The 23,720-nt window shown below is 41.2% G+C and carries 22 protein-coding genes, 1 tRNA gene, 1 pseudogene and 1 riboswitch; of the genes and pseudogenes, 15 read left to right on the top strand and 9 right to left on the bottom strand.

Annotated elements, in window-relative coordinates:
- Positions 1-337: 337 nt before the first annotated feature.
- The 7 genes and pseudogenes from lpdA (at position 338) to nfi (ending at position 6,446) form a co-directional block, all read left to right on the top strand.
- Positions 338-1,726 carry a dihydrolipoyl dehydrogenase gene (lpdA, locus tag GS399_RS15220; protein ID WP_160845499.1) on the top strand — a complete coding sequence of 463 codons (1,389 nt, stop codon included), beginning with the start codon at positions 338-340 and terminating at the stop codon, positions 1,724-1,726.
- A gap of 370 nt (positions 1,727-2,096) precedes the next feature.
- Positions 2,097-2,231: pseudogene (locus GS399_RS21115) on the top strand (four helix bundle protein); the annotation flags it as partial.
- Positions 2,232-2,336: 105 nt separating this feature from the next.
- Positions 2,337-3,179 carry an MBL fold metallo-hydrolase gene (locus tag GS399_RS15210; RefSeq protein WP_160845498.1) on the top strand — a complete coding sequence of 281 codons (843 nt, stop codon included), beginning with the start codon at positions 2,337-2,339 and terminating at the stop codon, positions 3,177-3,179.
- A gap of 69 nt (positions 3,180-3,248) precedes the next feature.
- On the top strand, positions 3,249-4,049 hold the full coding sequence (locus tag GS399_RS15205) for a metallophosphoesterase family protein (protein ID WP_160845497.1): 801 nt from the start codon (positions 3,249-3,251) through the stop codon (positions 4,047-4,049).
- Positions 4,030-4,638, top strand: a complete 609-nt coding sequence (locus tag GS399_RS15200) for a hypothetical protein (protein WP_237487959.1) — start codon at positions 4,030-4,032, stop codon at positions 4,636-4,638. Before GS399_RS15205 ends, GS399_RS15200 begins: the two co-directional genes overlap by 20 nt.
- Positions 4,639-4,819: 181 nt before the next feature.
- Positions 4,820-5,680: a sigma-70 family RNA polymerase sigma factor gene (locus GS399_RS15195; protein WP_160845496.1), complete on the top strand. Its 861-nt coding sequence runs from the start codon at positions 4,820-4,822 to the stop codon at positions 5,678-5,680.
- 64 nt (positions 5,681-5,744) lie between these two features.
- Entirely contained in the window at positions 5,745-6,446 is a 702-nt protein-coding gene (gene nfi, locus GS399_RS15190; protein ID WP_160845495.1) for a deoxyribonuclease V, read from the top strand.
- 4 nt (positions 6,447-6,450) lie between these two features.
- On the opposite strand, the gene GS399_RS15185 is transcribed toward nfi, so the two are convergent.
- Complete coding sequence (locus GS399_RS15185) at positions 6,451-8,022, bottom strand: PAS domain-containing sensor histidine kinase (protein ID WP_160845494.1); 1,572 nt, start codon at positions 8,020-8,022, stop codon at positions 6,451-6,453.
- A gap of 238 nt (positions 8,023-8,260) precedes the next feature.
- On the opposite strand from GS399_RS15185, the gene GS399_RS15180 reads away from it, so the two are divergent.
- Both GS399_RS15180 and htpG read left to right on the top strand, forming a co-directional pair.
- Entirely contained in the window at positions 8,261-9,049 is a 789-nt protein-coding gene (locus tag GS399_RS15180; protein ID WP_160845493.1) for a PhzF family phenazine biosynthesis protein, read from the top strand.
- Positions 9,050-9,422: 373 nt separating this feature from the next.
- Entirely contained in the window at positions 9,423-11,303 is a 1,881-nt protein-coding gene (gene htpG, locus GS399_RS15175) for a molecular chaperone HtpG (protein WP_160845492.1), read from the top strand.
- 71 nt (positions 11,304-11,374) lie between these two features.
- On the opposite strand, the gene GS399_RS15170 is transcribed toward htpG, so the two are convergent.
- A tRNA-Cys gene (locus GS399_RS15170) sits at positions 11,375-11,445 on the bottom strand.
- A 58-nt stretch (positions 11,446-11,503) separates the two neighbouring features.
- Positions 11,504-11,601: riboswitch (SAM riboswitch) on the bottom strand.
- A gap of 104 nt (positions 11,602-11,705) precedes the next feature.
- On the opposite strand from GS399_RS15170, the gene GS399_RS15165 reads away from it, so the two are divergent.
- Entirely contained in the window at positions 11,706-12,326 is a 621-nt protein-coding gene (locus GS399_RS15165; protein WP_160845622.1) for an L-threonylcarbamoyladenylate synthase, read from the top strand.
- Positions 12,327-12,400: 74 nt separating this feature from the next.
- Here GS399_RS15165 and GS399_RS15160 read toward each other — a convergent pair whose 3' ends face one another.
- Positions 12,401-13,231, bottom strand: a complete 831-nt coding sequence (locus tag GS399_RS15160) for an MBL fold metallo-hydrolase (protein WP_160845491.1) — start codon at positions 13,229-13,231, stop codon at positions 12,401-12,403.
- A 67-nt stretch (positions 13,232-13,298) separates the two neighbouring features.
- Here GS399_RS15160 and nhaA point away from each other — a divergent pair, with 67 nt between their 5' ends.
- On the top strand, positions 13,299-14,477 hold the full coding sequence (gene nhaA, locus GS399_RS15155; protein ID WP_160845490.1) for a Na+/H+ antiporter NhaA: 1,179 nt from the start codon (positions 13,299-13,301) through the stop codon (positions 14,475-14,477).
- Here the strand turns inward: nhaA and trpA are convergent.
- From trpA to trpD, 4 genes are all read right to left on the bottom strand, one after another.
- Positions 14,474-15,247 (bottom strand): tryptophan synthase subunit alpha, encoded by a 774-nt coding sequence (trpA, locus tag GS399_RS15150; RefSeq protein WP_160845489.1) that lies wholly within the window; start codon positions 15,245-15,247, stop codon positions 14,474-14,476. The two genes, nhaA and trpA, sit on opposite strands and share 4 nt — an antisense overlap.
- Before the next feature lie 76 nt (positions 15,248-15,323).
- On the bottom strand, positions 15,324-16,505 hold the full coding sequence (trpB, locus tag GS399_RS15145) for a tryptophan synthase subunit beta (protein WP_160845488.1): 1,182 nt from the start codon (positions 16,503-16,505) through the stop codon (positions 15,324-15,326).
- 7 nt (positions 16,506-16,512) lie between these two features.
- Positions 16,513-17,163, bottom strand: coding sequence for a phosphoribosylanthranilate isomerase (locus GS399_RS15140; protein ID WP_237487958.1), 651 nt, complete (start codon positions 17,161-17,163; stop codon positions 16,513-16,515).
- Entirely contained in the window at positions 17,163-18,149 is a 987-nt protein-coding gene (trpD, locus tag GS399_RS15135) for an anthranilate phosphoribosyltransferase (RefSeq protein ID WP_160845487.1), read from the bottom strand. Before trpD ends, GS399_RS15140 begins: the two co-directional genes overlap by 1 nt.
- A gap of 272 nt (positions 18,150-18,421) precedes the next feature.
- Here trpD and GS399_RS15130 point away from each other — a divergent pair, with 272 nt between their 5' ends.
- On the top strand, positions 18,422-19,306 hold the full coding sequence (locus GS399_RS15130) for a YitT family protein (RefSeq protein ID WP_160845486.1): 885 nt from the start codon (positions 18,422-18,424) through the stop codon (positions 19,304-19,306).
- Between the two features lie 15 nt (positions 19,307-19,321).
- On the top strand, positions 19,322-19,516 hold the full coding sequence (locus GS399_RS15125) for a hypothetical protein (RefSeq protein ID WP_160845485.1): 195 nt from the start codon (positions 19,322-19,324) through the stop codon (positions 19,514-19,516).
- Positions 19,517-19,795: 279 nt separating this feature from the next.
- Here the strand turns inward: GS399_RS15125 and GS399_RS15120 are convergent, their stop codons facing one another.
- Both GS399_RS15120 and recR read right to left on the bottom strand, forming a co-directional pair.
- Positions 19,796-20,611 (bottom strand): SDR family oxidoreductase, encoded by an 816-nt coding sequence (locus tag GS399_RS15120; protein WP_160845484.1) that lies wholly within the window; start codon positions 20,609-20,611, stop codon positions 19,796-19,798.
- Between the two features lie 3 nt (positions 20,612-20,614).
- A complete protein-coding gene (recR, locus tag GS399_RS15115) occupies positions 20,615-21,232 on the bottom strand; it encodes a recombination mediator RecR (RefSeq protein ID WP_160845483.1) in 618 nt (205 codons plus the stop codon).
- Positions 21,233-21,329: 97 nt separating this feature from the next.
- Here recR and GS399_RS15110 point away from each other — a divergent pair, with 97 nt between their 5' ends.
- Entirely contained in the window at positions 21,330-22,220 is an 891-nt protein-coding gene (locus GS399_RS15110; protein ID WP_160845620.1) for an alpha/beta hydrolase, read from the top strand.
- Positions 22,221-22,240: 20 nt separating this feature from the next.
- A complete protein-coding gene (locus GS399_RS15105; protein WP_160845482.1) occupies positions 22,241-23,719 on the top strand; it encodes a sodium:solute symporter in 1,479 nt (492 codons plus the stop codon).
- The last annotated feature ends 1 nt before the right edge of the window (position 23,720 follow it).

Here is a 23,720-nt window from a genome sequence, read left to right as displayed (position 1 = left end):
TTATTGTTAATATTTGAACCAAAAATATGCAGGTTTTTCAATATTTATGGAAAAATCAGATTAAATTAATGTTAACAGTCCATATTTTTATTAACATTTAATTTACACAACTATGTTTTTTCTGAAAATAGAAGAAATTCCAAAACAAAATTCAAAAAACTGCTTTTTATCAAATGTTTACATCTTCATATTATAGTTCAAGTTATCAGTAACCAAAACCATTTTGATTTAATAACTATCAGCAAGTGGTATTTATTATGACTTACGCCCTATCTTATTTTTTTGTATCAGCACGCAACAATTAGTAGTTTTGGCGCTCAACATTTTAGAGAATCAAATGAACTACGATTTAATTGTAATTGGTAGCGGTCCCGGTGGATACGTGGCCGCAATCCGGGCTGCACAGCTGGGATTAAAAACCGCAATTGTTGAACGCGAATCATTGGGTGGAATTTGCCTTAACTGGGGCTGCATCCCTACCAAAGCCCTTTTAAAAAGCGCACAGGTATTTGACTATATTAATCATGCTTCCGAATACGGTATCACAGTTGATGGTGCCAAAACTGACTTCAACGCTATTATCAAACGCAGCCGCGGCGTGGCCGACGGGATGAGCAAAGGAATCCAGTTTTTGATGAAAAAGAACAAAATAGATGTCATCATGGGAACCGCGAAAATTAAAAAAGGCGGAAAAGTAGAAGTTAAAGCTGCCGATGGTTCTGTAAAAGAATATGCCGCCAAACATACCATTCTTGCAACCGGCGGGCGTTCACGCGAACTGCCAAGCTTAAAGCAGGATGGAAAAAAAGTGATTGGCTATCGCCAGGCAATGAACCTTCCTGAACAGCCGAAATCAATGATCGTAGTAGGATCGGGCGCTATCGGAATTGAGTTTGCTTACTTCTACAATTCAATCGGAACAAAAGTTACCGTAGTTGAATACCTTGATAACATCGTTCCCCTGGAAGATGAAGAAGTTTCAAAAGCGCTTGCAAGAAGCCTGAAAAAAGTCGGTATTGAAATCATGACCAGCGCTAACGTTGAGTCGGTCGACACTTCCGGAAATGGCTGCAAGGCAACCGTAAAAACTGCTTCCGGCACGCAAACACTTGAAGCTGACATCGTTCTGTCGGCAGTTGGAATTTCAACAAATCTTGAAGGAATCGGACTGGAAGAAGTTGGCGTAAAAACTGATAAAGGGAAAGTTTTAGTAGACGATTTCTACAAAACTAACATTGAAGGGGTTTACGCAATCGGTGATATCGTGAAAGGACAGGCTCTTGCACACGTGGCGTCAGCGGAAGGCATAACCTGTGTTGAAAAAATTGCTGGCCATCATCCTGAGCCAATTAATTACAATAATATTCCGGGATGTACTTATTGCACTCCCGAAATCGCATCTGTCGGCTACACCGAGAAAGCGGCAAAAGAGGCTGGCTACGAAATTAAGGTGGGTAAATTCCCATTCTCGGCTTCAGGAAAAGCCAGCGCTGCGGGAGCAAAAGACGGTTTTGTGAAAGTCATTTTTGACGCGAAGTACGGTGAGTTCCTTGGTGCCCATATGATCGGTTCCAATGTCACGGAAATGATCGCCGAAGTGGTGGTAGCCCGTAAACTGGAAACTACTGGAATGGAAATCATTAAATCAGTTCATCCCCATCCTACCATGAGCGAAGCAATTATGGAAGCGGCTGCTGATGCTTATGGTGAGGTTATACATTTATAGGATTTTAGTAGTGAGTGGAGAATAGTAAGTCATAACAAAAGTTACCAGAAGTTGTGAATAGTAAACACATGCTATTAAAATAACAAAAGGCAGGAATTATTCTGCCTTTTGTTATACAGCAGTATTTATGTAAACAGATTAAGCTATGTTTATTATAAAATAATTCAATATGCTTATTCTTTCTCATAAAATCTTGATGTTTACAAATCATCAATTCTTTTGGCTAAACAGATTTACATCCTAACCAGTAAATTACCAACTGATGAAAAAATTCGACTTAAGTTCTCAGTTGAGAAGAGGTAGTATCTGTAGATTCTAATATTGCTGAAGGAGCTTCCAGAAAGTCGTCGACTGAAAAAAAAGATTCTATGAAATAAGCAGAAGTTCATTAGTAGAAATCGATACCCAAATAGAAATAGCGATTGCGACCACTTTAATTGACAATGGTGATATTTTTGAAATCCAGCCAACGGTAATTTCAATTTTCAAAATGCTGACAGGTTTGATCAATAAACTGGCAGCTCCATCGTCAACTCTAGTTCGTAATTACTTACTATTCACAATTTACTACTTACCGTCACTACTAAACTCACAATTCACAACTCGCCTTATGAAACTTTATTCTATCAACACCGGCAACTTCAAACTCGACGGCGGCGCTATGTTTGGTGTTGTTCCGAAAACGATTTGGCAAAAAACAAACCCTGCTGACGCAAACAATCTGTGTACCTGGGCAATGCGCAGTCTGCTTATTGAAGATGAAGGCCGGCTAATTCTTATCGATACAGGAATCGGGAACAAACAAAGTGAAAAATTTTTCAGTCATTATTTCCTTCATGGCGATGATACACTGGATAAGTCGCTGGCAAAAAACGGCTTTAACAGGGATGACATTACCGACGTTTTCCTAACACATTTACATTTCGACCATGTGGGGGGCGCCGTGGTACGGGAAAATGACAGGTTAATTCCAGCTTTTAAAAATGCGGTTTTCTGGAGCAACGCAAAACATTGGGATTGGGCCGTTAATCCAAATGAGCGCGAAAAAGCGTCCTTCCTTTCTGAAAACATTCTCCCGCTGAAAGAAAGCGGCAAACTTCAATTTATCCAGGAAGAACAGGATGTTTCTTTTTCTTCAAACATCAGCTTGAAATTTGTCTACGGACACACTGACGCGATGATGCTTCCGGTTATACGTTACAAGGATAAAACGATCGTTTATATGGCCGATTTGGTTCCCTCCGTGGGACACATTCCTCTGCCCTATGTTATGGCCTATGACATGTTCCCTTTAAAAACTCTTACTGAAAAACAAGCTTTTATGAAAGAAGCGGCTTCAAATGATTACATACTTTTCCTTGAACATGACCCGGTGAACGAATGCTGTACGCTGACGCAGACTGAAGATAAAATCCGGTTAAAAAGCACTTTTTTATTAAAGGACATTCTTTAACCTGCCTGTTTTTACAATAAAACAACACACCAGATAAAGCAATAGACGCCTTTTCACGTTTTTAACAGCATGATTTGTGGCGTTCGATTTTTGCTTTTATCTCTTTTTTTGCTTTCCGGATGCGACGCGTTTGAGTATAGTCCAAATGTTGCTTTTGACAATAACTCTCCCCGGGATATTAACGCGAAAAATCTGCAGAAACTACTAACGGTTAACAATGACGATACCATAAAAATTGCTCTGACCGGCGATACACAACGCTCTTATGAGCAGACGGCAGCATTTGTTGATAAGCTTAACTCTATTCCCAACATAGACTTTGTTTTTTTGGCGGGAGACATTTCAGACTTTGGATTACTGCAAGAGATGAAATGGGTGAATGACTATTACTCTAAGCTCAAAGTGCCTTATTTCGGCGTTATTGGCAATCATGACCGCGTTGCCAATGGCAAAGAAGTGTTTATTAACATGTACGGGCCGGTTAATTACAGTTTTGTTTTTGACGGTGTAAAATTCGTTTGCTATGACAGCAACGGGCGTGAATCAAATTTCGATGGAACAACTCCGGATATTGAATGGATACAGAATGAGTTAAAACCGCAAGCCGGCGTCAATAATTTTGTTACTGTCTGTCATGTTCCAGCCGGCGACGGCGATTTTGATCCAACACTGTTTGTACGTTATGGCAAAGTACTCGACACAACACCCGGCCTTCTTGCATCGCTGAATGCCCATAAACACAAAAGTGGTGTGTATTACCCGTATGGTGACAATATTCCCTATATCATAACGAGCGCCATCCAGCATCGGGAGTTTACCATTATCAAAATTTTTAATGGGCAGCTAAACTATGAGTTTATCGACTATTAGACCGAAATCATTCATTGTTATAATCCTGACCACATTTTGTTATGGTAACAACTTGCTTGCGCAAAAATTTCTGATTCCGAAAAACGTGACTATACAATATGCCGGAAGTATCGGCTTCATCAGTGGAGATTTTGGATATAACCTTTTTAAAAAAGAACGTGGCACAATGGACTTTGGTTACGGTTTTGTTCCTGCGTCGAAAGGTGGCCCGCTTAATATCCTGAATGTAAAATTTTCTTATAAGCCGTTCAATATCAAACTGAAAGAATGGGGAAATCTGCTTCCGGTAAATCCAGGTTTTTTCATTTCTTATCACCTTGGTTCCAATTACCATATTGGCTGGAACGATGATCAATACCCAAAAGGATACTACTGGTGGTCGACTGCGTTACGACCGAATATTTCTTTAAGCAGCGAATTAAAAATCAAACCGAACATTATCTTTACAAAAAGCAGGATGCGTTATATTAGTATTTATACTGAAGTAAGTACGAACGAGCTTTATTTTATAAGTTTTGTTCAAAATCATGATGAGTTTCCTTTCACGAATATTTTGAAACTTGGCATCGGAACAAAACTGTATTTTTAGTGTCACTACTATGCAAGGAATTAGCTGACAAAGCTGAAAATCAAAGCTGATGGAATGATTTTTGATAATTAATTATTTTGAAAAAAACAATACTTCCCAACCAACTTTTTCCGCTTATTATCGTTTAAACAGTAAAAGTTGTTAACTTTGCAGACTTTTAGAAAGGGACCCAATATAATAAATGAGACAACTCAAAATCACCCAATCGATTACCAACCGTGAATCACAATCATTAGATAAGTATTTACATGAAATTGGTAAGGTAGATTTAATTACTGCCGAGGAAGAAGTTATTCTTGCTCAAAAAATCCGTGAAGGCGACCAGGCGGCACTTGAACGTTTAACGAAGACTAACCTTCGTTTCGTTGTGTCTGTTGCAAAACAATATCAAAACCAGGGTTTAACCTTAGGGGATTTAATTAATGAAGGCAATCTTGGCTTGATTAAAGCCGCCAAACGTTTTGATGAAACGAAAGGATTTAAATTCATTTCTTATGCGGTTTGGTGGATCCGCCAGTCAATTTTGCAGGCTATTGCAGAACAGTCGCGTATTGTGCGTCTTCCGTTAAACCAGGTTGGATCATTAAGTAAGATCAGTAAAGCTTTTTCCAAGCTTGAACAGGAATATGAACGTGAGCCTTCACCGGAAGAACTCGCCGATATACTTGAAACGACAGTAGACAAAATATCAGATACGTTAAGTAATTCAGGGCGCCACGTTTCCATGGATGCGCCATTTGTACAGGGCGAAGAAAACACGTTACTCGACGTGTTAGAAAACAGCGATCCAAATACAGACAGTAACCTGATCAACGAATCATTGTCAGAAGAGATTAAACGCTCACTTGCAACATTGACTGAGCGCGAACGTGAAATCATCGTACTATTTTTCGGATTAAGCACCAATCATCCGCTTTCACTGGAAGAAATAGGTGAAAAATTCAACCTGACCCGTGAACGTGTACGCCAGATTAAAGACAAAGCCCTGCAACGTCTGCGTCATACATCAAGAAGCAAAATCTTAAAATCTTATTTAGGATAACGATATAATCAGTAATAAAAAAACCGTTTCGAAACTACCGAAACGGTTTTTTTGTTTATAAGCCATGCGGCCTTCAGAATACGAAACCCTGCGTCCCGAACAGGCAATCGATTTTCAACAAGAATTAAGAAAAAAAATCTGTATTCAACACCTCTCTACAGAAATTCGGTTAGTAGGGGCAGCGGACGTTTCCTTCAATAAGTATTCCGATGACATATTTGCCGTGGTAGTAATCCTCTCCTACCCGGATATGAAAATCCTGGAAAAGGTTAGTATTAAAACGGCTACCAAATTTCCATATATTTCTGGCTTGCTGGCTTTTAGAGAAGTCCCGGCAGTTTACGATGCCTGGATGCAGTTGCAGTTAAAACCGGATGTGATGATCCTCGACGGGCAGGGAATTGCACATGAAAGACGAACAGGTATCGCTGTGCATTTCGGATTGCTGGCAAATGTACCTACGATTGGTTGTGCAAAAAGCCGCCTGTCAGGTCGTTACGAAGAGCCAGGAAACAAGCAGTTTGACGAGAGCCCGATGCTTGATAAAAATGAAATCATTGGAACCGCATTAAGAACAAAACCTAACTGCAAGCCTGTTTTTGTTTCTCCGGGCCACAAGATAGATCTTAAGCAAAGTATTGAACTGATTAAAACGTGCGTTAGAAAACATCGGATACCTGAACCAACTCGGCTGGCTCATTTACTGGTTAACGAATTTCGCAAAGGATTTGAAAAAGATAGCAGTATCCAACATAGTTTATTTTGAACAGCTATTGCTCAATCGGCAGGGTAAAATAAAAAGTTGCACCTTTTCCCAATTCACTTTCTACCCAAATCTGTCCGTTATGGCGTTTTATTATTTCAGCACTGATATACAAGCCTAAGCCTAAACCTGAAAATTGAACGCCAGAGGTATCAACCCGATAATACCTGTCAAACAAATGCGGCATTTTTTCCGGACTGATCCCAATCCCGAAATCCTTGACTGAAACAAGAGCCATTCCGTTACTCAGGCCGATATTGATAATTATCTCTTTGGAATGCGGCGCATACTTTACCGCATTGTTTACCAGATTAACAATTACCTGATCTATCCGCACATAGTCCGCGCAAACCATCAACTCAGTATTGCCTTTGAGGATTATTTCGTGAGTGCCAGCTAACCTCACATGGTCGCAACAGCCATTGATCAAATTCGCCAGATTAATCCAGGTCTTATTTAAAATAAGCTGCCCGTTTTGCACTTTTGAAACGCTCATCAGATCGTCCAACAAATTGGTGAGTTTGCCAACATTGTTATTAGCCTTATCGACAAATAGGGGTAATTTTATGGAAGTCTGGTCTTCCTTAATAAGTTTCTGCAAAATTTGCATCGAAGCTTTTAATGACGTAATTGGAGTTTTTAATTCATGGCTAGCCACACTTATAAACTCATCCTTCCGCTGCTGCAATTGAAATTCGTCTGTTACATCCTGTAAAATTCCACTTAAACGGTATGCATTTCCATCCGAATCAAATAACGCTTTTCCTATTGCCTTTACAATTCTTGGGATATTATCAACCGGGCTTTGAATAGTGTAAATAATATTGTAGTTGCCATCCGATCCGTTTTGGACCGCATTAAAAATTGCAGCAATCACCCTTTCCCGATCCTTTTCAACAACCACGTTGGTAGCTTTTTCCAGATCAATCTTCTCGTCATGAGGCAAACCGAACCAAGTCTTAAGGCGATCGTTGCCCATAAAAACATTTGTTTTGGGGTCCAGATCCCATGTACCTAGCTCTGCGGCCTCTATAGCAAATTCAAGCTCTTTATTTGCCCGGTGTATTTCGTTGTAAGCTTTGACCTTATCTGTCGTTTCGTTACAAATTACTAATACGCCTGCAGGTTTTCCGGTTTCATCATTCACCCTGCTATAGCCGAATGTCCAGTAAACATCCTCAAGCGCATTATTACGGTAAATCGGTATCAGCTGATCTTCACTCCATGTTGCCTCCTGCCCTGTCATTACCTGGTCTATCAAAGGTTTTATAACCGTCCATATTTCCGGCCAGCATTCTTCGCCCGGCTGCCCCAAAGCTGTCGGATGCTTTCCATTGTTTCCTAAACTGGGGCGGTAAGCATCATTATAAAACTGTATTAACTGCGGCCCCCACCACAAAAACATCGGAAACTTTGAATTCAAAATGATACTGATCGTGGTAAGCAGGCTTTGCGACCACTTGTCCGGAGCGCCAATTGCAGAATTTTGCCAGTCGTATGAGCGGATCAGCTGGCCCATTTCGCCACCTCCGGCTAAATAAGCGTTATTGATAGATGTATCGGATTTACTTTGCAGCATTACATAGGTTGGAAATTTAACATGATGTGGTATAGATTGTTTGGGCAAACATAACATAATCAACAAGGCGTGAAATTGTAGCTACGTCGAAATATAGTCGAAGATAAACCGGACACTTAACTCGTCCTGGCTATTGCCACCAGACGAGATATTTCATAAATCGGAATATGACCTAATTCTGTTCAATTACTTTCCGGCCTTTCAACAATAATTGAATCTTTGCATAAATCAATAGAAAATGAAAACCTTAAAGATCTATCAGGCTGATGCTTTTACCGACAAGCTTTTTGGTGGAAATCCCGCCGCGGTTTGTCCTTTGGATGAATGGATTCCTGTGCCTCTCATGCAAAAAATCGCCGCAGAGAATAACCTTGCCGAAACGGCTTTTTTTGTTGAAACCACTAATGGCTTTGACTTGCGCTGGTTTACACCTGAGTTCGAAATAGATCTTTGCGGACATGCTACTTTGGCAACGGCTCACATTTTGTTTACCCAACTGGGATACGCTCATCCTATTATTCATTTCCATACTCAGAAAGCGGGAACTTTGACGGTAACAAAGAATGACAATCTGTATACGCTTGATTTTCCGTCGCGACCTGTTGAAACTACTACTATTCCATCTGAAATTATTGCTGCCTTGGGCGGAAAAATCCCTAAAGAAACCTATCGCTCGCGCGATTACTTTTTAGTTTACGACTCGGAAGAAGACGTCGCTTCGATGAGCCCCGACTTCAATGCGTTGAGCAAAATAGATGCAGTAGGAATTATCGTCACAGCGAAAGGTCGCGATTGCGACTTTGTTTCCAGGTTTTTTGCACCCGGAGCCGGCATAAATGAAGACCCTGTAACAGGATCCGCACATTGCAACCTCATCCCTTACTGGGCGGATAAATTAAACAAGACAGAGCTTCATGCTTTTCAGATTTCAGCGCGGCGCGGCGAATTGCGGTGTGAACTGAAGGGAGATCGGGTGCTTATGTCGGGCCAGGCTATTACATATTTGAAGGGAGAAATTTTTGTTTAACACAAAAGCATCTAAACTCGAAAACTAAAGAAGTTAAGATTCTGAAACTAACCAGGTTTTGGCGGCGCCTACGATCATAGTTGAAGTGTCATTGAAATTTAAACACGGGCGAAGTGGATACCGGCTTGTGGCTAAGGCCGCGTGTAGTATGAACGAAGCACGGGACTTTCCGTCGGCATGAAAGTGTGTCATTGCTTTTCTAATTTTTATATCTGATAAAATTAATCAACAATAAATCAAAGCTATTACTCATATCGCGAACACAGCAGCCGGCAAGTGACGCAATCATTCTGCCACTTTGACAATTAAACCGCTTTGGAACAAGCCTTGATGAACGTGTTCTATAAATTTTAACATTTAACTACATCATATTATGCAGGAAAAAGGCACGATTTCGATTCACACCGAGAACATTTTCCCAATTATTAAAAAGTTTCTTTACTCGGACCATGAGATATTTTTAAGGGAACTTGTTTCAAACGCTGTCGATGCGACACAAAAAATTAAGAGACTTTCTTCGCTTGGACAATTCCAGGGTGAACTAGGCGATTTAAAAGTTCAGGTTGCTTTTGATGAAAAGGCAAAAACCATCACCATCACCGATCGCGGTTTAGGTATGACCGCCGATGAGATAAAAAAATACATCAACCAGATTGCTTTTTCCGGCGCGACTGAATTCGTAGAAAAATTCAAGGATGCTAAAGATGCTAACGAACTTATCGGAAAATTTGGCTTAGGTTTTTACTCGGCATTTATGGTTGCCGACAAGGTAGAAATCAACACCTTATCTTACCAGGAAGGCGCCGAGCCAGCCAGGTGGATATGCGATGGAAGTACTGAATTCGAAATAACAGAAAGCGACCGCAGCGATCGCGGTACCGAAATCATCTTACATGTTAACGCTGACTCAGAAGAATTTTTAAATCAGCATAAGCTACAGGAAATTCTTGATAAGTATTGCAAATTCCTACCTGTTCCAATTCAATTTGGTACCAAAACCGAAAGTGTTGAAGATGGTGAAGATGAAGAAGGCAAGCCAAAATACAAGTCGGTTGAAGTTGACAACATCATCAACAATCCGAACCCAATCTGGACAAAGTCACCATCTGAGCTAAAAGACGAGGATTATATCGCATTTTACAAAGAGCTTTACCCGTTCTCGGAAGATCCTTTATTCTGGATTCATTTAAATGTAGATTATCCGTTTAACCTGACAGGTGTTCTGTATTTCCCGAAAGTGAAAAACGACATGGAATTTCAGCGCAACAAAATAAAGCTGTTTTCCCGCCAGGTTTTCATTACTGATGAAGTAAAGGATATTGTTCCGGAGTTTTTAATGCTTTTACACGGCGTGATTGATTCACCGGATATTCCGTTAAACGTGTCGAGAAGCTTTTTACAGGCCGACAGCAACGTTAAAAAAATCAATAATTACATTACCAAAAAGGTAGCTGACAAATTATCTGAACTGTTTAACAAAGACAGAAAAGCCTTTGAAGAAAAGTGGCAGGACATCGGCCTTTTCGTGAAATACGGAATGATCAGTGAAGATAAATTTTACGACAAAGCGAAGGATTTTGCACTTCTTGGAAATACGAAGAAAGAATTCTTTACACTTGATGAATACCGCGAAAAGGTTAAAGATGTACAAACAGACAAAGATGGAAACGTTGTTTACCTGTACACCGTTGATGCCAGCAAGCAGGATTCCTTTATTCAATCTGCTAACCGCAAGGATTACGATGTGTTAGATATGAGCTCGCCGCTCGACAATCACTTTATTAATCAGCTTGAGCAAAAACTTGAAAAAACACAACTGAAACGTGTAGATTCAGACGTCGCTGACAAGTTGATTAAAAAGGACGATGCCCCTGCTCATGTTCTGACGGAAGATGAAACAACCACTGTAAAGTCTGCTTTTGAAAAGGCGATCAGTAAGGCAAATTATAAAGTTGAAATCGAAAGTTTGAATCCTGATGAACTTCCGGTAAGCATTACCCAGGATGAATTTATGCGCCGCATGAAAGACATGGCGCAAATGGGCGGAGGAATGAGCTTTTATGGGTCATTACCTGAAAATTACAAAGTAGCAGTTAACGGGAATCACCCGCTGATTAGCCGCATTGCTAAAGCAGATGATTCGGAAAAAGAGAAGCTTGCTAAACAGGCTTTTGACCTGGCATTATTGTCTCAGGGATTGTTGACAGGTTCGGATTTGACGGAGTTTGTAAAAAGAAGCGTTGAACTGATTTAACAGCAACATTAAATGCAGAAAGGCCATCTTGTTAAGATGGCCTTTCTGCATTTGAACCTTATATTTTTTCGATGCCATGGGCAGATTCGAACTGCCGTAAAAGGTTTTGCAGACCATAACCTATCCACTCGGTCACATGGCTTTGTCAATTAAAAATTTATCCTGAATTTTCCTGTCAAGATGATTTGCTGTCATCTGTTTTCTTATCTGCGCCTGTAAACAGGCAGGAATTAGCACCTTGTCGGTACAGGTTGCTAAGACATCATCGGGCCTTTCCCTCCGTCTTTCTGGATAAGTAGTTAAAAGAACTATGATGCAAATATATACAATCAATCTATAATTCCTATAGACTAAAATATTTTTTTTATTTAAACAATGTTACCTTCGAACGATTATAAGGATATGCTTCTAAAAATATACCCGGAAAACCCAAACCCCAAAGCGATTCAACAAGTGGTAGATTGCTTAAAGTCAGGAGGTTTAGTAATTTATCCAACCGACACTATTTACGGTTTAGGCTGTGACATTACTAATCAAAAAGCTATCGAAAAAATTTGTAAAATTCGAGGCATCAAGCCTGACAAAGCTAATTTTTCGTTCATCTGCTACGACCTAAGCCATATTTCGGATTATGTAAAACCATTGGATACTACACAATTTCGTTTATTGAAAAAAGCACTTCCCGGCCCGTTCACCTTTATTTTTAATGCAAATAATAACGTTCCCAAACTTTTAAGTTCCAACAGAAAGACGGTCGGAATTCGTATTCCGGACAACAATATTCCAAGGCAAATCGTGCATGAGCTGGGTAACCCGATCATTACAACTTCTATCCATGATGAAGACGAGATCATGGAGTATTCAACAGATCCCGAGTTAATTCACGAAAAGTTTGAGGATCTCGTAGACATTGTCATCGATGGAGGTTATGGCGATGCAATTCCGTCAACGGTAGTAGATTGCACATCAGGAGATTTTGAAATTTTAAGACAGGGCAAAGGTGTTTTAGAAGAGTATGTCTGAAAGGTCAATTCGAAGGATGCCAGAAGAAGAAAATCAGGCTTCTCTTTTTAAACTTATCCCAATCTGTTAATCAATCAGAACAATGACGCCTGAACGTAAGTCCGGCTTTCGGTCATTGCAAAATCAGTAGGTTTTTCATAGTGCTGAATGTGGTAAACATCCGTTTCCTGGTAGCGTGATGCGACGGTAATTTCAACACCGTTTGCGTGCAGGCTGAACAGATTTGCAACCAAATCAGGGCAATTGTTTTCTCTCGATAAATGCGATAAAAACAATCTCTTCAAATACGGCGAGCGGTGAGCTTTAAATAACTCGAGCGCCTGCGAATTGGAAAGATGCCCTCTCCCGCCGCGGATTCTATTTTTCAAAAAGTAAGGATACCTGCTATTGTTCAGCATTTCTTCATCATAATTGGCCTCCAGGAACGCCGCATGGCATTCTTTAAAGTACCTGATGAGTTGCTCGCAAGGATGGCCCAGATCAGTGAAGACACCTATTTTTACGCCATTACATTCTACTAAAAAACTATGAGGATCGGCCGCATCGTGGATTTTGGGAAATGCGGTTATGTTTATTTCACCAATTCTTATTTCGTCGAAACTTGCTATTGGGCGGAGCAGATTATCATCAATGTGCAAACCACCATTGACCCAGGTTGGCAAAGTAACGTAAACCGGGAGCTGATATTTTCTTGCCAGAACCGGAATTCCTTTAATATGGTCGGTGTGCTCGTGTGATACAAAAATTGCTTTTACTATGCGGATATTTAGCCCGATCCTGGCCATTCGCTTCTCTACTTCTTTACACGATATGCCAACATCTACCAGGATTGCTTCTTCATCATTACCCACATAATAGCAATTTCCATTACTTCCCGAATTCAACGACGCCACAAACAAAGACATGTGCTAAAAATAATAGTTTTCTCAGTTAGATCGGGCAAATTAAAATGGTTTTTTTATTTTACGCCAAATGGCCGTTTCCTTTGATCTTAATCGTTTTCGTGAGTTTTTCAGATCTGCCAGCAATAGCGGGATTATTTTAATTGCTTGCGTGATTATTTCAATTACAATTGCAAATACCTCTCTGGCGAATACATTCAAACACTTACTTGAAACACAATTTGGCGGAAATCCTTTTGGACTCCATTTACGATATTCCGTTGAAGGCTGGATTAACGACGGCCTGATGGCTGTCTTCTTTCTGCTGGTAGGTTTAGAAATTAAGCGGGAAATAGTTGAGGGAGAACTTTCGGAGATAAAAAAAGCGGCCTTGCCTGTTTTTGCCGCCTTAGGCGGAATGTTGATGCCGGCCATTATCTATTATGGTATTAACCGCAATTCCGGATCGGCGCAAGGCTGGGGAATTCCCATGGCTACCGATATTGCTTTTGTGCTAGCCATAATTGCGCTTCTCGGCAAAAAGGTACCTTACAGCATGCGGATATTTACCGCCGCTCTTGCTATTGTGGACGACCTTGGCGCTATCATCGTGATAGCGGTTTTTTATACTTCTAAGATCCAGTTTGATTATTTGCTTGGAGCCGCCGGCGCGTTATTCATCCTGGTTTTAATGAATCGTTTGGGCGTAAAGAACATTATTTTGTATCTGGTGCCGGGAATTATTCTTTGGTATTTGATTCACAATTCGGGTATTCATGCCACCATTTCGGGTGTTTTGCTGGCGCTTACCATTCCAACAAATCCGGAGAAAAAAGCCTCGCCGCTTGAATTCTTGGAACACAAGCTGCATATACCCGTAAATTTTATCATCATGCCTATCTTCGCGCTGGCCAACACCAATATTCATTTTAACAGTAAAATGCTGGATGGCCTTACATCTCCGCTAGGCCTGGGTATCATAGCAGGACTGTTGCTCGGGAAGCCTATCGGTGTCAGCTTATTTTCATGGCTTGCGGTAAAACTAAAGCTTAGTGTTTTACCGGAAAATTCTCAGTGGAAGCACATAATCGGGATAAGTATTTTAGCTGGTATCGGCTTCACCATGTCGGTATTTATTTCACTCTTGTCCTTTAAAGAAATTTTTGAATTCCAGGAAGAAGCAAAGTTCGCTATCCTGCTGGCATCGTTATTATCCGGCGTTTTGGGCTTTATATATTTCTCTGTTCTGAGTAAAAAAGAAAGCAGCTAATTACCCTTTATGCTTTGCACGAACGAACTAATTTTATTCATGTAATCAGGTTCTCCAAGCAAGCGTACAAAGGCGCTGCCAACGATGGCTCCACTCGTATATTCGGCCGCTTTATCAAAACTTTTCTTATCGGAAATACCAAAACCGATCATCAAGGGATTCTTAAGATTCATAGCCTTGATCCTGCCGAAGTAAGTTTCGGACGATTGTGAGACATCCAGTTGTTTCCCCGTTGTAGCTGATGACGAGAGTAAATAAATAAAGGCGTTACTCAGGTCATCGATCTTCCGAATACGTGCTTCAGATGTTTGCGGAGTTACCAGGAAAATATTGCTGACATTATGTTTCAGGAAGCAATCCTTGTAAAGTTCCTCATATTCATACATCGGTAAATCCGGCACTATCACCCCGTCGACACCCGCATCTGCGGCAGCCTTGCAAAAGTTCTCAACGCCGAACTGCAATACCGGATTTACATACCCCATCAATAAAACAGGTATGCTCACTCGTTTACGGAGCTCTTTTAGCCGCTCGAACAGTACTTTAAGCGACATTCCATTATGCAGCGCTTTTTGCGAACTTTCCTGGATTACAGGGCCATCCGCCACCGGGTCGGAATAAGGAAAACCTATTTCCAGGAAATCTGCACCCGCTTTTTCAAGAGCTTCCGCGATATTTACCGTACTGTCTATCTCCGGATATCCGGCAGTGTAATAAATCGATAAAAGCGGTTTGTTTTTATTTTCGAATAACTGTTTAAGTCGGTTCATTTTTTAAGTAATCAGTAGTAAGTATTATCCGGTCAGTTGTAAGTCTTTACGCCTTACATCCTTTTTTCTTACTCATTTATAAATTAAAATATTTCATATAAGTATTCAGGTCCTTGTCGCCGCGGCCTGAAAGGCATATTACTACGGTTTCTCCTTTTTTGAAGTTCATTTTCTCCAGGTGGGCTAAGGCATGAGAGCTTTCAATTGCCGGTATGATCCCCTCCAATTTGGCCAAAAGTAAGCCTGCCTGCATTGCTTCATCATCTGTCGCGCAAACATATTCAGCTCGCCTGGTTTTAAAAAGATGAGCGTGCTGCGGGCCAATTCCCGGGTAGTCCAAACCGGCGGAGATTGAGTAAGGTTCGATAACCTGGCCATCGTCCGTTTGCATCAGGATAGACCGGCTTCCGTGTAAAACTCCTTCTTTTCCCAGGATAGTCGTTGCTGCAGATTCACCTGAATTTACACCGTGTCCAGCCGCTTCAACCGCTATCAGTTTAGCATGCTGATCATCAAGGAAATGATAGAACATCCCGGCCGCATTGCTTCCGCCACCAACACAAGCCAATACGTAATCAGGACTTTCGCTGCCCGTATGTTCTTTTAGCTGCCGGCGTGTTTCCTCAGAAATAATCGATTGAAACCTGGCCACCATATCAGGATAAGGATGCGGTCCAACAACCGACCCAATTATATAATGCGTATCTACTGGGTTATTTATCCAATCGCGCATAGCCTCATTGGTTGCATCCTTCAAAGTCTTACTTCCGGAAGTTGCAGCTACCACAGTGGCTCCCATCATTTTCATACGTGCGACGTTTGGCGCCTGGCGTTCTATATCTATCTCACCCATATAAACAACGCATTCAAGCCCCTTTAACGCGCAAACAGTTGCAGTCGCAACGCCATGCTGTCCGGCTCCGGTTTCGGCGATGATCCGTTTTTTTCCCAGCCGTTCAGCCAATAAAATTTGCCCTACGGTATTATTGATTTTATGCGCACCGGTATGATTCAAATCTTCACGCTTGAGGAAAATGTTTGCGCCGTATTTTTCTGACAGGCGATTAGCAAGGTACAATGGAGATGGGCGGCCAACATAATCCTTAAGTAACTGATCGAATTCCTTCTTAAAATCGGCACTGTTCATGATATCCAGGTACTTTTGCCTCAATTCTTCTACATTCGGATAAAGCATTTCCGGAATATAGGCCCCGCCAAAATCGCCGTAATATCCTTTTTCGTTAACGTGGTAATTCATAGTTCGCTTATTTTTCAGCCCTCGCTGTCTTTAATTTTCTAAAAACTTTATCAAGTTTAGCCAGGTCTTTTAAACCCGGCTCTGACTCAAACTTACTGTTTAGATCAATCGCATATAACCGCTCATCCGTCATTTCAAGTATCGAATCAATATTCACCTCATCGATACCGCCGCTTAAAAAATACGGCTTGCTCAATGTGTAATGTTGCAGCAACGACCAATCGAAACTTTTGCCAGAACCGCCGTAAGCTGCAGTTTGGGTATCAAAGAGAAAATAGTCACAATACTCAATATATTGGTTCAAACGCCCGAAGTCAAAAGATTCATCCAAACCAAACGCCTTAATAACCTCAACATTTAAGTTCTTTATTTCATTGCAGAATTGTGGTGTTTCGTCACCGTGCAACTGTACGGCCTTTAAACCATACTGGCTAATTTTTTCTCCGATCTCCGCTTTTGATGCATTGACAAAAACTCCCGTTCTTATGATTTTTCCAGGAACATGCTTTAAAATACCGGGATTCAAATCGCCTGCGAAGCGCTTAGACTGCGGGTAAAAAATAAGTCCCAGGTAATGCGGATTTAACGCAGCTAAGCCGACGATGTTTTCAGCGTCCCGCATACCGCAAACCTTTATTTTAAGATCGGAGCTTCGCATTAGTTTATCAGTTTTTCAAAGCTCTTTAAAGCCCGTTTACTTAACAATGATTCCTCAGCTTCGTAATAACAATCTGCAAACGATGATTCGTGATTAATTGTCTGAATGGCTACCGCGGCATTACATAAAACCACGTTTACTTGCTGGGTAGTGGCATTTCCGTTTAAAACATCCTTAAATATTTTTGCCGAGTCCTCCACTGTGCTGCCACCTTCGATAGATGTGGGATCAATTTTTTCGAATCCGATATCCGAAAGCCTGTTCAGCTTTTCGCCGCCATTAGAAAATGTTTTGTAGTCACATGTCAGCGATACCTCGTCGTATCCGTCCACAGCGTGGATAATCGTGTATCGCTTGTCGGTTTTTTGGTAAAGATAATTGTAAAGGCGGGCCAGCTCAAGGCTGTATACCCCAACTGTCTGAAACTTTGGTTTCGTAGGGTTAACCATAGGGCCAAGCATATTGAAAAATGTCTTTACGCCCAGCTCACGACGGATCGGAGCAACATTTTTCATAGCAGGGTGAAAAAGAGGCGCATGCAAAAAGCATATTCCGGCTTCCTCAACCGACCGTTTAAGTTCGGACGGATCTGCAGAAAACTTATAACCAAGATATTCCATCACATTGGATGAACCGCACCCCGAAGAAACTCCATAATTACCGTGTTTGGCGACCTTGTACCCGGCTCCTGCAACTACAAAAGAGGCAAGCGTAGAAATATTGAATGTATCTTTTCCATCGCCTCCTGTTCCGCATAAATCGATCAGGTCATATCCGTTTAATTGCGGATCGACACATAATTCGAGCATCGCCTCACCAAATCCTTCCAGTTCATCTACAGTGATGCTTCGCATACAATAGGCTACCATAAAAGCAGCCATCTGCGACTGGTTATATTTTCCAAGCGCAATGTTGGTAAGGATCTCTTTAGCTTCTTTCTTAGAAAAGGTTTTGTTCTCGAAAAGATGGTTTAATATTTTCTTCATAAAAATTATGACATAAAAAAAGGGTTGCCTGTACGACAACCCTTCCCTGTTATTTTAAAAACAGCACACTACAGCGGATTGCCTAACGAATTTTCGTTATGCCACCACCAGTTTTTATGTGCGTTTGTTGTAATCATTTTGCTCGGTGACAAATATGTATAATCTTTTTTTGGGATGCAAGCTGAATGTTAAATCTTTCCATTTTTCGGCTTTTAATTCGTTTAAAAAGATTGAAAATTGTATTTTATGACCTCACCTTAAATTTTTAGCCGATGAAATTAAATAAACGCTACAGAAGATTTGTCCAGTTACAGAAAGAAGCAAAAAATGTCCTTTTAATCATTTTAGGCGTTTTTAGTGCCGCATTCGGCCTTAAAGGTTTTTTAGTTCCGAATCATTTTATCGACGGTGGGGTCACAGGTATTTCACTTTTAACCAATCAGCTGACAGACATTCCTGTTTCTGTTTGGCTGGTTGTTTTTAATATCCCCTTCATATTTTTAGGTGCCAAGCAGATAGGTAAAAGATTCGCCGTTACCACGTTGATAGCCATCATGATGTTATCATTGCTGATCTTTTTCATCAATTTTCCCGTGATTACGCACGACAAACTGCTGATTGCAATTTTCGGTGGTTTTTTTGTTGGGGCAGGCATTGGCCTGGCGATGCGCGGCGGCGGCGTTCTAGACGGAACAGAGATTCTTGCAGTTTTCATTACCCGCAAAAGCGTTTTTAGCATCGGCGACATTATTTTAATTATTAACCTTTTCATCTTCGGCGTTGCGGCTTTTGTTTTAAGCATTGAAAGCGCATTATATTCGGTTTTGGCTTACCTGGCAGCATCTAAAACCATTGATTTTATTGTTCAGGGTATCGAAGAATATACCGGCGTTACCATCGTTTCTCCCAAAAGTAACCAGATCAGGGAAGCGATCATTAATAATTTAGGCCGGGGCGTAACTATTTATAAAGGAGAAAGAGGTTTTGGCATTGGCAACACGAATAAGGACATAGATATTATCTTTACCGTTATAACACGATTGGAGACGACCAAGCTGCGACAGGAAGTGGAGCGCATTGACCGCAAGGCTTTTATCGTGATGAACGTGATTACCGATACAAAAGGCGGCATTGTTAAAAGAAGGCCGCTGCATTAGGAGACAAATCTTTAGATGCAGCTAGCCGAAGACAACCGGGCTCATTCCGAAGGCTACCGGACTCATTCCGAAGACAACCTGCTTCTAACCGATAACAACCAGCCTAATTCCGATGGCAATCTGAACCTGGTTAATGTCACTTGGATGCAGGCCGCAGGCATTCATTTACGGTCCAAAGGCATTCGTTTATACTCTGAAGAAGGTTTATAATTAAAGCATAAATCTTTCATATTCTTTTTTTGAAAACGAACGCAAGTATTTCATCGGCCCTACGGCCCTGCTGTTTGTTACAAGCTTTTTATGAATGGAAATGCCAACACGAAGGCGATTTCAACAAAAAGCTTTTCACGGCCATCAGGTTTATTGAACGACAGACTGTTCAACTATAAACCTTCAGTTTCGTCACTGCAAGAAATTTCTGCTGTAGTACATCTGCGTGTACGTAAGAAACATTGAGAACCCATCTCCCTGTTCTCCAGTCCTGTTCCTTTAAGAAATCAAGGGATCTTTCTCTTTCGAGAATAATTTGAAAACCTGTTTATCAACCCAGGCCGGGATCAGCTTATTCATCAGCACCGCTAATTTTCCCTGCCCGGTCATTATCAGACTACGTTTCCGATCGTTTACTCCATCGGCGATTATTACTGCAACCTCCTCTGCGGTCATCATTTTACCTTCGTCCATGCTGCTTTCACCCTGCTGACTACCGTCTTTAACGAGCGCCGTATTCCGAATATTAGAAGCGGTAAATCCGGGAGCGGCAATCATTACGTGCAATCCTGTTTTGAGGTTTTCCACCCGCAGCGCTTCCAGAAAGCCATTCATAGCAAATTTCGATGCCGAGTATCCCGTTCTTCCCGGCAAGCCACGGTAACCAGCTATTGATGTCACACCAACAACAGAACCCTTGCTTTTCAACAGTTCGGGAAGTGCATATTTCGTGCAGTAAACAGTTCCCCAAAAGTTTACGTTCATCAGGTTTCTAAGCACTACCAGGTCCAGATCTTTAAATAGCGCCCGCATGCTGATACCTGCATTATTTATCAGCACATCTACCCTGTTAAATGTTAATACAGCCTGCTTGATTAGCTGTTCACAATCGTCTTCTCTTGCCACATCGCACTGAACCGCCACGGCTTTCACCCCGAATTTCTTTTCTATCTCCTGGGAGATTTCACAAAGGGTAACATATTGTCGCGCTCCAAGAACCAAATTAGCTCCACGCTTAGCGAATTCTTCGGCGCAAGCCTTCCCAATTCCGGAAGAGGCGCCGGTGATGACGATTGTTTTATTCTTAAAATCCATTGATTATTTAACAAGAGAGTTTTCGTAGGGAATGCGTGTAGCGATCGAGCGTCCTAACGTTATTTCATCTACATACTCCAACTCACCGCCAAAGGCAATACCGCGGGCAATTGTTGTAATAGGCAGGTTGAATTCCTTCAGTTTTTTGTACAGATAAAATATTGTTGTGTCACCTTCCATGGTGGCGCTTAACGCGAGGATAATTTCCCCTGTTTCACCGCTTTTCACCCGATCCACTAAGCTTTCGATATTCAGGTCAGACGGCCCGACACCGTCAATAGGTGAGATTAATCCTCCTAAAACATGGTACATTCCGGTGTATTGATTGGTGTTTTCGATGGCCATTACGTCGCGGGTATCTTCAACTACGCAGATAATAGACTTATCACGTTTTACGGCCGAGCAGATTTCACAGATATGCAAATCGGAGATGTTATGGCAAACCTTGCAATACTTAATTTCGTTTCGTAAACGGGTAATTGCCTGGCTGAATTTTTCTACATCCTCGCTTTGCTGGTTCAAAAGGTGAAGCACTAATCGAAGCGCTGTTTTTTGGCCAACTCCCGGTAACTTCGAAAACTCTGCAACAGCATCCTCTAATAATCGCGAAGAAAAATTCATGATACAAATTTATGTTTTCAGATTAAAAAGATGATATTGCGAATCATAATTCAGTTCAATCATCGTGAAAACACATCTTTTTTTAGTTTCTGCACTGATGTTTTTTGCCAAAATTTCTACCGCTCAAAATATCATTCCTTTGTATAAGAATGTTCCAAATTCCGTTGCCGTCGAAAACCTGGAAAAAACCGAAACTGCCGCTGATGGAATTACACGCGCGAGCAAAGTTTCTGTTCCGACTTTATCTGTTTACCAACCCGAAAAAGGCAAAGCTAACGGAACGGCGGTTATCATTTGCCCCGGCGGAGGCTATGCTATACTTTCAATCGTGAAAGAAGGTTACGATATCGCAAAGGAATTTAACAAGCGCGGTATAACGGCTTTCGTGTTGAAATATCGTTTGCCGAGTGATGTTACGATGAAGGACAAATCAATAGGACCATTGCAGGATGCTCAACAAGCCATAAAACTTGTACGCGAACGTGCCGGCGAATGGAACGTTGATCCCGCAAAAATCGGGATCATGGGTTTTTCAGCGGGCGGTCACCTGGCGTCTACAGCAGCTACACATTACAATAAGGCAGTAATTGAAAACTCCAATAACACAAGTGTACGTCCTGATTTCCAAATACTGATGTATCCTGTAATCAGTTTTACCGATAGTATCGCACACAAAGGGTCAAGAGAAAATCTGCTGGGTAAATCTGCGCCGGCAGAGCAGGTAAAACTTTATTCGAACGAAGAACAGATCACATCAACAACACCGCCCGCTTTCCTTATTCACTGTGAAGACGATAATGTTGTGCCAGTGTTGAACACGATCTGGTATTATGAAGCGCTGATCAAAAACAAAATTCCTTCCGAAATGCACATCTATCCAAAGGGTGGCCACGGTTTCGGCTTAAACAATAAATCAACCAGCGATCAATGGTTCGACCGCTGCATAAACTGGATGCAAAGCAGTGGACTGCTGAATAAAACAAACTAAAACTTTATACAGATTAACGAATGTCGCCGGCAATACTATTAACTTTTATACTGAGCTATTTTGCAGTTCTGATCTTCATTTCCTATCTAACATCACGTAAATCATCAGACAATTCAACCTTTTTTATTGCTAACCGTAATTCCAAATGGTACCTGGTTGCTTTTGGAATGATTGGCACAGCTCTCTCAGGAGTTACCTTCATATCTGTTCCGGGTGCTGTAGGAAAAAGCAGTTTTGGCTATTTCCAGTTTGTTTTAGGCAACGCCGTTGGCTTCATCATCATAGCCACCGTTTTACTGCCGCTTTATTATCGCATCCGGTTAATTTCTATCTACACATATTTAGAAAAGCGTTTAGGCTACTGGAGTTACAAAAGTGGCGCGGTGATATTCCTTATCTCGCGCACTATAGGATCGGCTTTCCGGCTTTATCTCGTTGCCATCGTATTACAAAAATTTATTTTTGACGCGTGGAACGTTCCTTTTTGGCTGACGATTGTAATCTGCTTAACTCTGATTTGGCTTTACACGCGAAAAGGAGGTTTAAAAACCATAATCATAACCGACACGTTGCAAACCGTATTCCTGCTTTTATCCGTGGTTTTGTCTATTTACTTTATTTCGAAATCCTTAAATCTCGACATAGCCGGAACAATAGAAGCGGTAAAAAACAGCAGCTACTCAAAAATATTTTTCTGGGATGATTTTTCAGGAAACAAGCAGCATTTTATCAAGCAGTTTCTTGGTGGTCTGTTTGTTACCATCGCAATGGTTGGCCTGGACCAGGACTTGATGCAAAAAAACCTGAGCATGAAAACGATCGGTGAAGCGCAAAAGAACATGCTCAGCTTTACCACGGTGTTTGTGATCATGAACATCTTTTTTCTGAGTGTTGGTGCTCTTCTTTATGTATATGCCGCACAAAACAATATAGATGTCGCGTCATTGGGAACGCCGGACAATCTTTACCCCGAGATTGCGCTGAGACATCTGAATATTCTTCCGGGAATTATTTTTATGCTCGGCCTTACTGCCGCCACATTCGCCACAACCGATTCGGCGTTAACAGCATTGACAACCTCGTTTTGTGTCGATTTTCTGCATTTTGATAAAAAAGAAAATCAAAATGATCCGAAATTGGTTACAACAAGGCATTGGGTACACATCGGTTTTTCACTGCTCATGACGATTGTAATCCTGATCTTCCGGGTTATCAATGATGATTCAGTTGTAAATTCTATCTTTAAAGCCGCCGGATACACATACGGGCCTTTGCTTGGTTTATTTGCTTTCGGGATGATCAGCAAACGGGCTGTAACGGATAAACTTGTTCCGTATTTTTGTGTGCTTTCGCCGATACTCTGCTATATCATTGATACACATTCTGTAAAATGGTTTGGCTATTCGATGAGCTTTGAGCTCATCATTTTAAACGCATTGATAACATATTTGCTGCTGTTGAGTACAAGTAAGCCAACAAGCATGCAAACAAAATTTTAGA

This window comes from Hufsiella arboris, from assembly GCF_009834875.1.
Classification (GTDB): domain Bacteria; phylum Bacteroidota; class Bacteroidia; order Sphingobacteriales; family Sphingobacteriaceae; genus Hufsiella_A; species Hufsiella_A arboris.
Note: the sequence above shows the minus strand (reverse complement) of the source record. Positions and strands in the feature narration are given on the sequence as shown.

Bases quoted from the DNA above. Each gene is read 5' to 3' on its own strand.
- lpdA (WP_160845499.1), top strand. From the start codon at position 338: ATGAACTACGATTTAATTGTAATTGGTAGCGGTCCCGGTGGATACGTG.
- GS399_RS15210 (WP_160845498.1), top strand. From the start codon at position 2,337: ATGAAACTTTATTCTATCAACACCGGCAACTTCAAACTCGACGGCGGC.
- GS399_RS15205 (WP_160845497.1), top strand. From the start codon at position 3,249: ATGATTTGTGGCGTTCGATTTTTGCTTTTATCTCTTTTTTTGCTTTCC.
- GS399_RS15200 (WP_237487959.1), top strand. From the start codon at position 4,030: ATGAGTTTATCGACTATTAGACCGAAATCATTCATTGTTATAATCCTG.
- GS399_RS15195 (WP_160845496.1), top strand. From the start codon at position 4,820: ATGAGACAACTCAAAATCACCCAATCGATTACCAACCGTGAATCACAA.
- nfi (WP_160845495.1), top strand. From the start codon at position 5,745: ATGCGGCCTTCAGAATACGAAACCCTGCGTCCCGAACAGGCAATCGAT.
- GS399_RS15185 (WP_160845494.1), bottom strand. From the start codon at position 8,022: ATGCTGCAAAGTAAATCCGATACATCTATCAATAACGCTTATTTAGCC.
- GS399_RS15180 (WP_160845493.1), top strand. From the start codon at position 8,261: ATGAAAACCTTAAAGATCTATCAGGCTGATGCTTTTACCGACAAGCTT.
- htpG (WP_160845492.1), top strand. From the start codon at position 9,423: ATGCAGGAAAAAGGCACGATTTCGATTCACACCGAGAACATTTTCCCA.
- GS399_RS15165 (WP_160845622.1), top strand. From the start codon at position 11,706: ATGCTTCTAAAAATATACCCGGAAAACCCAAACCCCAAAGCGATTCAA.
- GS399_RS15160 (WP_160845491.1), bottom strand. From the start codon at position 13,231: ATGTCTTTGTTTGTGGCGTCGTTGAATTCGGGAAGTAATGGAAATTGC.
- nhaA (WP_160845490.1), top strand. From the start codon at position 13,299: ATGGCCGTTTCCTTTGATCTTAATCGTTTTCGTGAGTTTTTCAGATCT.
- trpA (WP_160845489.1), bottom strand. From the start codon at position 15,247: ATGAACCGACTTAAACAGTTATTCGAAAATAAAAACAAACCGCTTTTA.
- trpB (WP_160845488.1), bottom strand. From the start codon at position 16,505: ATGAATTACCACGTTAACGAAAAAGGATATTACGGCGATTTTGGCGGG.
- GS399_RS15140 (WP_237487958.1), bottom strand. From the start codon at position 17,163: ATGCGAAGCTCCGATCTTAAAATAAAGGTTTGCGGTATGCGGGACGCT.
- trpD (WP_160845487.1), bottom strand. From the start codon at position 18,149: ATGAAGAAAATATTAAACCATCTTTTCGAGAACAAAACCTTTTCTAAG.
- GS399_RS15130 (WP_160845486.1), top strand. From the start codon at position 18,422: ATGAAATTAAATAAACGCTACAGAAGATTTGTCCAGTTACAGAAAGAA.
- GS399_RS15125 (WP_160845485.1), top strand. From the start codon at position 19,322: ATGCAGCTAGCCGAAGACAACCGGGCTCATTCCGAAGGCTACCGGACT.
- GS399_RS15120 (WP_160845484.1), bottom strand. From the start codon at position 20,611: ATGGATTTTAAGAATAAAACAATCGTCATCACCGGCGCCTCTTCCGGA.
- recR (WP_160845483.1), bottom strand. From the start codon at position 21,232: ATGAATTTTTCTTCGCGATTATTAGAGGATGCTGTTGCAGAGTTTTCG.
- GS399_RS15110 (WP_160845620.1), top strand. From the start codon at position 21,330: ATGTTTTTTGCCAAAATTTCTACCGCTCAAAATATCATTCCTTTGTAT.
- GS399_RS15105 (WP_160845482.1), top strand. From the start codon at position 22,241: ATGTCGCCGGCAATACTATTAACTTTTATACTGAGCTATTTTGCAGTT.